At 73.3% G+C, this 9,889-nt stretch carries 7 protein-coding genes; 3 read left to right on the plus strand and 4 right to left on the minus strand.

Annotation, left to right across the window (positions count from 1 at the left end; all coding sequences use genetic code 11):
- Positions 1-366: 366 nt before the first annotated feature.
- From ACZ573_RS12190 to ACZ573_RS12205, 4 genes are all read right to left on the minus strand, one after another.
- Positions 367-2,781, minus strand: a complete 2,415-nt coding sequence (locus tag ACZ573_RS12190; protein ID WP_471302541.1) for a transglutaminase TgpA family protein — start codon at positions 2,779-2,781, stop codon at positions 367-369.
- A complete protein-coding gene (locus ACZ573_RS12195) occupies positions 2,778-4,154 on the minus strand; it encodes a DUF58 domain-containing protein (protein ID WP_471302544.1) in 1,377 nt (458 codons plus the stop codon). The genes ACZ573_RS12190 and ACZ573_RS12195 overlap by 4 nt, the downstream gene beginning before the upstream one ends.
- Positions 4,154-5,164 carry an AAA family ATPase gene (locus tag ACZ573_RS12200; RefSeq protein WP_301371679.1) on the minus strand — a complete coding sequence of 337 codons (1,011 nt, stop codon included), beginning with the start codon at positions 5,162-5,164 and terminating at the stop codon, positions 4,154-4,156. The genes ACZ573_RS12195 and ACZ573_RS12200 overlap by 1 nt, the downstream gene beginning before the upstream one ends.
- Positions 5,165-5,301: 137 nt before the next feature.
- Complete coding sequence (locus tag ACZ573_RS12205) at positions 5,302-5,916, minus strand: beta-class carbonic anhydrase (protein WP_471302547.1); 615 nt, start codon at positions 5,914-5,916, stop codon at positions 5,302-5,304.
- A 334-nt stretch (positions 5,917-6,250) separates the two neighbouring features.
- Here ACZ573_RS12205 and rsmH point away from each other — a divergent pair, with 334 nt between their 5' ends.
- The 3 genes from rsmH (at position 6,251) to ACZ573_RS12220 (ending at position 9,846) form a co-directional block, all read left to right on the plus strand.
- Complete coding sequence (gene rsmH, locus ACZ573_RS12210) at positions 6,251-7,210, plus strand: 16S rRNA (cytosine(1402)-N(4))-methyltransferase RsmH (RefSeq protein WP_078971912.1); 960 nt, start codon at positions 6,251-6,253, stop codon at positions 7,208-7,210.
- Positions 7,207-7,734, plus strand: a complete 528-nt coding sequence (gene ftsL / locus ACZ573_RS12215) for a cell division protein FtsL (RefSeq protein WP_471302549.1) — start codon at positions 7,207-7,209, stop codon at positions 7,732-7,734. Before rsmH ends, ftsL begins: the two co-directional genes overlap by 4 nt.
- 90 nt (positions 7,735-7,824) lie before the next feature.
- The gene (locus ACZ573_RS12220; RefSeq protein WP_471302551.1) at positions 7,825-9,846 is read left to right on the plus strand and encodes a peptidoglycan D,D-transpeptidase FtsI family protein; all 2,022 of its coding nucleotides are present in this window, start codon (positions 7,825-7,827) and stop codon (positions 9,844-9,846) included.
- Positions 9,847-9,889: the final 43 nt, after the last annotated feature.

The following is a 9,889-nucleotide window of genomic DNA, read 5'->3' on the forward strand; positions in this document are numbered from 1 at the left end:
CGGCCGCGACGGCTGAGTATCCGTACCTAGGCGCGGAAATGAGTACGTGCGCGGATGGGCTCCCACCTGCGCGGACGCCAGACTGGGAGCAACGGACAGGAGACCCGGTCCGCACCGCCGACACGGGGCTGCGGAGCGGACCGGGTGCCTCCTTCCGTGACCGGGACGGGGGACACGGCACCCGGTGGAGCGATACGTGAAGCGGCGGGGCTCGGGGGGATCGAGCCTCGCCGTTTCGCGTCCGCGGGTTCGGCGGCGCGTGGGTCGGCGCGCGACGGTTGCCGGGGCTCCGCCCCGGACCCCGCGCCGCAAACGCCGGCGGGGCTGGATATTCCAGCCCCGCCGGCGTTCGAGGCGAAAGGCGGCTCAGCCGCGGCCCCTCAGGGGGAGACGGAGGCGGGCTGCGGTCAGGCGGGTCGATACCGCCGTGGTGATCGCGGACCGGCGGGCCGAGAGGGCCCAGGAGATGCGGGCCGCCGAGCGGGGCAGCAGCAGGGCGCGCAGCCGGGGAAGCCGGTCCGCGGACGCCAGCAGGCCCGTACGGGCCAGCAGTACGTCGTCCGCCAGCTCCGGGTACGAGACCTCCGCGCCCGGGGGCGCGTACAGGGCCCGTTCCACCGCACCGGCGACCCGGTGCACGGCCGCCGCAGGTTCCGGCTCCAGGCGGCCCAGGTCCGCGATCCGGCTCGCCGCCCGGCGCGGGGACAGCGCCTCGTCCGGGACCACACCCGCGTCCCAGGCGGTGTCGCCCAGTTCCCGCCAGGCCGTCAGGACCTCCCCGGTCGCCAGGCGCCGGGCCCGCAGCCGGGTCCGCCACAGCAGCGGGAGCAGGGGCAGGCCCAGCACCGCCACCACGACAGCCGCCCAGCCGAGGACCGTCGTCACCGACGGACCGCCACCGCCGCTCGCGTTCTGCACGGGCGCCGCGGCGCCGCACTCGCCGAGCTTCTTCAGGGCCGGCGGGCACTCGGGGGTCGCCGAGGGCTGCGTCGACGGCAGCGCCGCGCTCTGCGAGGGCAGCGGCGCCGGCGCGGACGGCTGGGCGGCCGGCGTCTGGGCCCGGGAGTAGTCCGGAATGTTGATGCCGGAGCGGGGCGTCGGCTCGAAGCGGGTCCAGCCCACGCCCTCGAAGTACAGCTCGGGCCAGGCGTGCGCGTCGCGCATCGACACGTTCACGCTGCCGTCCGACTGCTTCTCGCCGGGCGTGAAGCCCACCGCTACGCGGGCCGGGATGCCCAGCGAGCGGGACATCGCCGCCATCGAGAAGGCGAAGTGGACGCAGAAACCTTCCTTGTCGTCGAGGAACCGGGCGACCGCCTGCGGGCCCGTGCCGGAGGCCGTCTTCGTGTTGTAGCGGAATCCGCCGTTCACGGCGAAGTAGTCCTGCAGCTTCACGGCCCGCGTGTAGTCGTCCTTCGCCCCCTGCGTCACCTGACGGGCCCGTTCGGCGACCACCGGCGGCAGGTTGTCCGGGATCTTCGTGTACTCCTCCCGGATCGCCGGGTCGGGCTCCGGGGCCTTCTGGAGCTGCTGGGCCGTCGGCTTCAGCAGCAGGCTGCGCACGATGTATTCGGCGCCCTGGACGTTCTGGAACCTGTCGCGGCCCAGCTGGTCGCCGACCAGGGTCCGGCCGACCGGCTCGAACCGCCACTTGCCGCCGATGTTCACCGACGTCGCCGGATACGGCATGGGGAGGTAGCGCTGGGTGAAGTAGTCCGCCGCCGAGATGCTGGTGGTGACCTCGACCGCGCTGCCGCTGACCGGGGCGCGGAGCCCCGGCGGTGCCGGCAGCTCCTCGGGCACGTCGATCAGGGCCCGCCCGGAGGCCTCCCACTTGACGCCGTTGAACTCGTCCAGGGCCACGATCCGCAGGTACTGCTCGCCCTGCTGCGGGCTGTTCGTCCGGTACCGCAGGATCACGCGGTTGTCCTGCGCGTTCAGGTTGCTCTGCAGGGAGACCAGCGGGTTGACCGCCGAGATCGTCCCGCCCGTGCCGCTGCCGCCGTCGTCGGCTTCCTGCGTGCCTCCCAGCAGCCCGCCGCCGAGCGAGGGCAGGACGGCCGGCACCGCCAGCGCCAGGCCCAGGGTCACCGCGCCGATCCGCCGCCCGAACTTCACGGGCGCCGTCGCCTGCCCGCCCGCCCCGTTGCCGAGGCCGGAGTCGGCGGCGCCCCGGCGCGGGGCCGCGCCGAAGACGCGGCCCCACTGGGCGAGCCGGTCGCGGCCCTCGGACAGCAGCAGCATCAGGTAACCGCAGCCCGCGAGCAGGAAGGAGAACCAGGAGGCGTCCCCGCCGCCCGCCAGGCCCGAGGCCACCGAGTACAGCGCCAGCAGCGGCAGCCCGGCCGCGGCGGCCGTGCGCATGGTCACCGCCAGGGTGTCCACCAGCAGCCCGATCAGCAGCACGCCGGACACCAGCAGCAGCTTGATGCCGTCCGTCAGCGGGGCCGGGATGGCGAACTCGCCCACGTCCCGGACGCCCTGACCGAACAGCCCGCCGAAGTCGGTCACCAGGTAGGCCAGCGGCCCGTCCCCGTGGGACTCGCCCTTGCCGGCGTAGAGGAACGCGAGCAGCAGCAGCGACACCAGCGCCTGCGCGGCCACGGTCAGCGTCCGGGCCAGCGGCACCCGCCGGATCCCGGCGCCCACCCCGCTCTGCACGGCGAGCAGCAGTGCCGCCTGCAGCAGCCAGGCCTGCGAGTCCACCAGCGGGTTCAGCGACCACGAGGTGAGCAGCGTCGCCAGTGCCGCGAACAGCGTCAGTTTCGCCCGCCCGCTCATTCCCGACCTCCGGAGGTTCCCGTACCGACGCGCGCGGTTCCGGCCTGGCGCCACAGTTCGCCGAAGGCCACCCCGGGCGGGACGGCCAGTGCGGTCCAGCCCGCGTCGCGCAGCCTGCGCAGCCGCTCCTCCAGCGGGGGCACGCCGTGCCCCGGAGCGGGCTGTCCGCCCCAGCTCGCGGAGTCCAGTACGAAGGCCACCGCACCCGAGGTGCCCTGGCGCATCCGGGCGGCCAGTTCTGTCTGTACGTCGTCCAGGTCGCCGAAGAAGGCGATGAGGAGCCCGTCGCCGCCGGCTGCGCCGAAGCCGCCGCTGCCGCCGGAGCGCACCGCGTCGTAGGCGCGGGAGAGCCCGGCGCCGTCGGAGTGCCCGACGACCGCGAGGGTGTCCAGCATCAGCCCGGCGGCCTCCGCGGACTCCTGCCCGCCGGAGGAGAAACCGCCGCCGCCCTCACCGGGCACCGCGTCGCCGGTGTCGGTGAGCAGCCGCGCGGAGAAGCCCTGCTCCAGGACGTGCAGCAGGCTGGAGGCGGCCGCCGAGACGGCCCACTCGAAGGCGGAGTCGGGGCCGGCACCGTCGAAGGCCAGGCGCCGGGTGTCCAGCAGGACGGTTGCCCGGCTGCGCTGCGGCTGCTCCTCGCGGCGGACCATCAGCTCGCCGTAGCGGGCGGTGGAGCGCCAGTGCACCCGGCGCAGGTCGTCGCCGCGCCGGTAGCCGCGGGGGATCACGTCGTCGTCGCCGGCCAGGGCCAGGGAGCGGCGGCTGCCGTCGCCGTAGCCGTTGGACTCGCCGGCCAGGCGGACCGGCGGCAGGGGCTCGGTGCGCGGGATGACGGTGAGGGTGTCGTAGGTGCTGAAGGAACGGGTCAGCTCGACCAGCCCGAAGGGGTCGGACAGGCGCAGCTGGAGCGGGCCGAGCGGATAGCGGCCGCGCAGGTCGGAGCGGACCCGGTAGGACACCTCGCGGCGGCCGCCGGGCTCGACCCGGTCCAGTACGAACCGCGGGCGCGGGCCCAGTACGTAGGGCACGCGGTCCTGGAGCATCAGCAGGCCGGTGGGCAGCCGGGAGACGTTGTCCATGCGCAGCTGCACGCGGGCCTCGCTGCCCGCGGGGACCCGCCCCGGGCTGAGCCGGCGGCTGCCGGAGACCCGGAAGCGGGTGCGGTGGAGGGCATAGACGCAGATCAGCGGCAGGAGGGCGAGCAGCATGCCGACCCGCAGCAGTTCGCCCTGGCCCAGGACGTACGCGCAGGCGGCGGCGGCTATCCCGGCGGCCAGGAACGAGCGGCCGCGGGTGGTCAGTCCGGACAGCGATGCGCGCAGTCCGCCGCCGTCCCCGGGGCCACCGGCGCCGTGCGGGCCACCGGCGCTCATCAGAAGCCCCGGATGCCAGCGCCGGGCGGCATCTCGCCGCGGGCGTGCGCGGCCGGTACGGGGGTGCGCTGCAGGATCTCGCCGACGACCTGCTCGGCGGTGCGGCGGTTCAGCTGGGCCTGCGCGGTGGGCAGCAGCCGGTGCGCGAGGACCGGCGCGGCCAGGGCCTGGACGTCGTCGGGCAGGACGTAGTCCCGGCCGGCGAGCGCGGCCGAGGCCTTCACGGCGCGCAGCAGGTGCAGGGTGGCCCGGGGCGAGGCGCCGAGCCGCAGGTCGGGGTGGGTACGGGTGGCGGAGACCAGGTCGACGACGTAGCGCTTGACGGGCTCGGCCACGTACACCTCGCGGACCGCCTCGATCAGCTTGACGATCTCGTGGGAGTGCGCGACGGACGTCAGGTCGTCGAGCGGGGAGACCCCGCCGTGCACGTCGAGCATCTGGAGCTCGGCCTCGGGGCTGGGGTAGCCGACGGAGACGCGGGCCATGAAGCGGTCGCGCTGGGCTTCGGGCAGCGGGTACGTGCCCTCCATCTCCACCGGGTTCTGGGTGGCGACGACCATGAAGGGGCTGGGCAGCGTGTAGGTCGTGCCGTCGATGGTGACCTGGCGCTCCTCCATCGACTCCAGCAGCGCGGACTGGGTCTTCGGCGATGCGCGGTTGATCTCGTCACCGATGACGATCTGCGCGAAGATCGCGCCCGGCTTGAACTCGAACTCGCGGCGCTGCTGGTCGTAGATGCTGACACCGGTGATGTCGGAGGGCAGCAGGTCCGGCGTGAACTGGATGCGCTGGACCGAGCAGTCGATGGACTTGGCGAGCGTCTTGGCGAGCATCGTCTTGCCGACGCCGGGTACGTCCTCGATGAGCAGGTGCCCCTCGGCGAGGAGCACGGTCAGCGCGAGGCGGACGACCTCGGGCTTGCCCTCGATCACGCTCTCGACCGACCGGCGCACCCGCTCCACCGTGCTGGTCAGATCCGCGAGGCTCGCTCGGTCGTCGTACGTCGTCACCTTGGTTCTCCTCGGCCCTTTCCCAGGGCCGACGCCCTTGGCGCATGAACCGGCCCACCCCGAAACACGGACACCGGCCCCGGGGATCCCGGGGGGTGCCATCCCGCATTCTTGACGGCGTTACGGCCTTGTGTCACTCAAGAGCTGGGATCGATCTCCCGCAGGAGCCCGGTGTGCACATCGAAGACGAAGCCTCGCACATCGTCCTTGTGGGGCAGGAACGGGTTGGTACGGACCCGCTGCATCGACTGGCGAACGTCCTGGTCGACGTCCCGGAAGGCCTCGACGGCCCAGGCGGGACGCTGGCCGACCTCGTCCTCCAGCTCGTGCCGGAAGTCCTCGGTGAGGTTCTCGAGACCACAGCCGGTGTGGTGGATGAGTATCACCGCGCGGGTGCCCAGGGCGCGCTGGCTGATCGTGAGGGAGCGGATGGTGTCGTCGGTGACCACGCCGCCCGCGTTGCGGATGGTGTGACAGTCGCCGAGTTCCAGGCCGAGGGCCTTGTGCAGGTCGAGGCGGGCGTCCATGCAGGCCACGACGGCGACCTTGAGGACGGGGCGGGCGTCCATGCCGGGGTCGGAGAACTCCGCGGCGTAGCGCTTGTTCGCCTCGACCAGCCGGTCGGTGACAGATCCGCCGACGGATGCCTCGGACGCGGACTTGGCAGGCAGGGATGCGGAAGTCGTCATGGGTACGACGTTAGTGGTCACGGCGGGTTGTGGCCTCGCGTGAGAGCGGACAAAGAACGCCAACGAGGCTTGTTGTGAGCTAACCCACAGGGGTGGGCGTGACGCGGCTGTTCGGGTGATTCACGGCATTTGCCGGTTCGCGCCTACAGCCGTGCACGGCGCGCGGGGCGGTTCGTTGACCGCGGCGACCGTTGCACTAAAGTGACGCGAACCGGCCGGAGCCCGGCCCTGACCGGCCGCCCGGCCCCCGATGAACACTCCGCGTGCGCGGCGCGTACGTACGGCCCGGCCCTCTCCCGCTCACCGGCCGGCCGGCGCCACCTTCCCCGGCGCCCGGCCGCGGATGCGGGGACCCGGTGGTGCGTACGCCTGCCGCGCCGTTATCTGAGAGGGCGCTTTGACTAGCGAGTCCCGACATGTCCCGGTGATGCTCCAGCGGTGCCTGGACCTGTTGGCCCCGGCGCTGGAGAGGCCCGGGGCCGTCGTCGTCGACTGCACCCTCGGCCTCGGCGGCCACAGCGAGGCCCTGCTGACCCGGTTCCCCGAGGCCCACCTGATCGGCCTCGACCGCGACAAGGAGGCCCTGCGGCTCTCCGGCGAGCGGCTCGCCCCCTTCGGTGACCGGGCCACCCTCGTCCACGCGATCTACGCCGACCTCGCCGAGGTCCTGGACGGGCTGGGCATCCCGGCGGTCCAAGGCATCCTCTTCGACCTGGGCGTCTCCTCCATGCAGCTGGACGAGGCCGACCGCGGGTTCGCGTACGCCCAGGACGCGCCGCTGGACATGCGCATGGACCAGACGACGGGCATCAGCGCCGCCGAGGTGCTCAACAGCTACGCGCCGGGCGAGCTGGTGCGGATCCTGCGCCAGTACGGCGAGGAGAAGCAGGCCAAGCGGATCGTCTCGGCGATCGTCCGGGAGCGGGAGAAGGAACCCTTCACCAACAGCGCCCGGCTGGTCGAACTGATCCGCGACTCCCTTCCGCAGGCCGCCAAGCGGACCGGCGGCAACCCGGCGAAGCGGACCTTCCAGGCGCTGCGGATCGAGGTCAACGGGGAGCTCTCCGGGCTGGAGCGAGCCATTCCGGCGGCGGTGGACCGGATCGCGGTCGGCGGCCGGATCGCGGTGCTCTCCTACCACTCGCTGGAGGACCGGCTGGTCAAGCAGGTCTTCGCGGCCGGCGCGACCTCGACGGCCCCGCCCGGCCTGCCGGTGGTGCCCGAGAAGTACCAGCCGAAGCTGAAACTGCTCACGCGCGGCGCCGAGCTGCCCACCGAGGAGGAGATCGCCGAGAACCGGCGGGCCGCCCCGGCCAGATTCCGCGGCGTCGAACGCATCCGGGAGGCGCGGCTGTGACCAAGGCCGGGAAGGTCGCCACGCTGACCCGCGGGCAGGCGGCCCGCCTCGGCCGGGTGCTCGGCGGCCGCCCGGCCCGCCCGCGGCCCGGCGGGCAGGCGGCCCGGATGCCGTTCGTCCTGCTGGTCGTGGCCCTGCTCGCCGGCGGCCTGATCAGCCTGCTGCTGCTGAACTCGGCACTGAACGAAGGCTCCTTCCAGCTCAGCAAGCTCACGAAGGAGACCACCGCCCTCACCGACGAGGAGCAGGCGCTGCAGCGCGACGTCGACGCCTACTCGGCGCCCGACGCGCTCCAGCGCCGGGCGCACGAGCTGGGCCTGGTCCCCGGCGGCAGCCCGGTCTTCATCGGCCCGGACGGCAAGGTCGCCGGCAGCGCGGCACCGGCCGAAGCCCCGGCGTCGCCGACCCCGAGCCCCCCGGCCGCACCCGCCGCGTCGGCCCCGGCGCAGGCCCCCGCCCCGGGCCAGCCGGTGCCCTCCGCCGCCAGTGGTTCCCCGCAGCCCAACCAGACCCCCGGAAGGTGACGCCGTGATCCACCGTTCCCATCCAGCCCCTCCGGCGTTTGAGGAGCGGGGTTCGGGGCGGAGCCCCGGCACTGCCCCGGCGGTGGCCGCGTGAGCCCGCAGGAGCCGCCCCGGCGGCGGGTGCCCGGACCGGCCAGGCCGCCGCGGGCCGGCGACCGGGCCAGGGCCACCGCCCGCCCGGCCTCGCGCCCGGCGACCCGGCGGCCGGCGGGCCCCCGTACCCCCCACACGATCCGGCTCGGCAGCCCGCGGCCCCGGCTGCGCCTGGTCAGCGTCGGCCTGACCCTCGTCATGCTGGCCTTCGTGGTCCGCCTGCTCCAGGTCCAGGCCGTCGACGCCGCGGCGTTCTCCGCCGAGGCCTCCAAGAACCGCTACACGAGCGTCAAGCTGGCCGCCGAGCGCGGTGAGATCACCGACCGCCGGGGCGTGGCCCTCGCCACCAGCGTCGACGCGTACGACATCACCGCCGACCCGAAGATGTTCACCCCGCAGGACAGCAAGGCCCCGGACGCCCCGCAGCAGGCCGCCGCCCTCCTCGCGCCCATCCTCGGCAAGGACGTCAAGGAGCTCACCCAGCGGCTGACCTCCAAGAACTCCCGGTACGTCGTCCTCGCGCAGCGCCAGACCCCCCAGGTCTGGAACCAGATCAAGGACCTCAAGCGGGTCTTCGCGGACAAGGCGGCGGCCGACAAGCGCAGCAACGGCCCCGGCGCCAACGTCCTCGCCGGCGTGTTCAAGGAGACCAGCAGCAAGCGCGTGTACCCGAACGGCGACCTCGCCGCCGGGATACTGGGTTACGTCAACGCCGAGGGCAAGGGTGCCGGCGGCCTGGAGTCCTCCCTGGACAAGAAGCTGTCCGGCAAGGACGGCGAGATCACCTACGCCCAGTCCGGGGGCCGCCAGGTCCCCACCGCCGACTCCAACGAGAAGCCCGCCGTCCCCGGCGAGGACATCCAGCTGACCATCGACCGGGACATCCAGTGGGCGGCGCAGAGCGCGATCGCCGAGCAGGTCCAGAAGTCGGAGGCCGACCGCGGCTACGTCATCGTCCAGGACACCCGCACCGGCGAGGTACTGGCCATGGCCAACGCCCCGGGCTTCGACCCCAACGACCTGCCCCGGGCCCGCTCCGCCGCCATGGGCAACGCCGCGCTCCAGGACGTGTACGAGCCCGGCTCCACCGCCAAGGTCATGTCGATGGCCGCCGTGCTGGAGGAGAAGAAGGCCACCCCGGAGACCCGTGTCGAGGTCCCCAACCGGCTGCACCGCGGCGACCGGCTGTTCAAGGACGACATCGACCACCCGACCTGGTACCTGACCCTCAACGGGGTCCTCGCCAAGTCCTCCAACATCGGCACCATCCTGGCCACCGGCCAGCTCGGCCCCACCCAGCCCGAGGCCAACAAGGTCCTGCACTCCTACCTGACCAAGTTCGGCATCGGCCGGCCCACCGGCCTGAACTACCCCGGCGAGTCCCGCGGCATCCTCGCCGACCCCAAGGACTGGTCCACCTCCCAGCAGTACACGATCCCCTTCGGCCAGGGACTCTCCCTCAACGCCATGCAGGCGGCCTCCGTGTACTCGACCATCGCCAACGGCGGGGTCCGCATCGAGCCGACGCTGGTACGCGGCACCAAGGGCCCCGACGGCCGCTTCACCCCGGCGCCGGCCCCCGAGCGCAGCCGCGTGGTCAGTGCCGAGACCGCCAAGACCCTCGCCGAGATGCTCGAATCCGTGGTCGACGACCAGGAGGGCACCGGCACGAAGGCGCGGATCCCCGGCTACCGGGTCGGCGGCAAGACCGGCACCTCCAACCGGGTGGATCCGGCCACCGGCCGCTACAAGGGCTACACCGCCTCCTTCGCCGGATTCGCACCCGCGGACAACCCGCGCATCACCGTCTACTGCGCCATCCAGAACCCCACGAAGGGCAGCTACTTCGGCGGCCAGATCTGCGGCCCCATCTACAAGAAGGTCATGGAGTTCGCGCTCAAGACCCTCCAGGTGGCCCCCTCGGGAACCGCACCTGCCGGGCTTCCCGTCACCTACGACGCCGCTCCTCAGCCCGCCGCGCAGCCCGCCCCGCAGCCCAGTCCGCAGCCCGGTCAGTGACCCACAGCCAGGCCGGCCCGCAAGAAAAGCGTGAGGCACCATC

The sequence above is a fragment of the Streptomyces sp. NPDC040545 genome, assembly GCF_055595065.1.

Coding starts and splice junctions, on each gene's coding strand:
- ACZ573_RS12190 (WP_471302541.1), bottom strand. CDS start 2,781: ATGAGCGGGCGGGCGAAACTGACGCTGTTCGCGGCACTGGCGACGCTG.
- ACZ573_RS12195 (WP_471302544.1), bottom strand. CDS start 4,154: ATGAGCGCCGGTGGCCCGCACGGCGCCGGTGGCCCCGGGGACGGCGGC.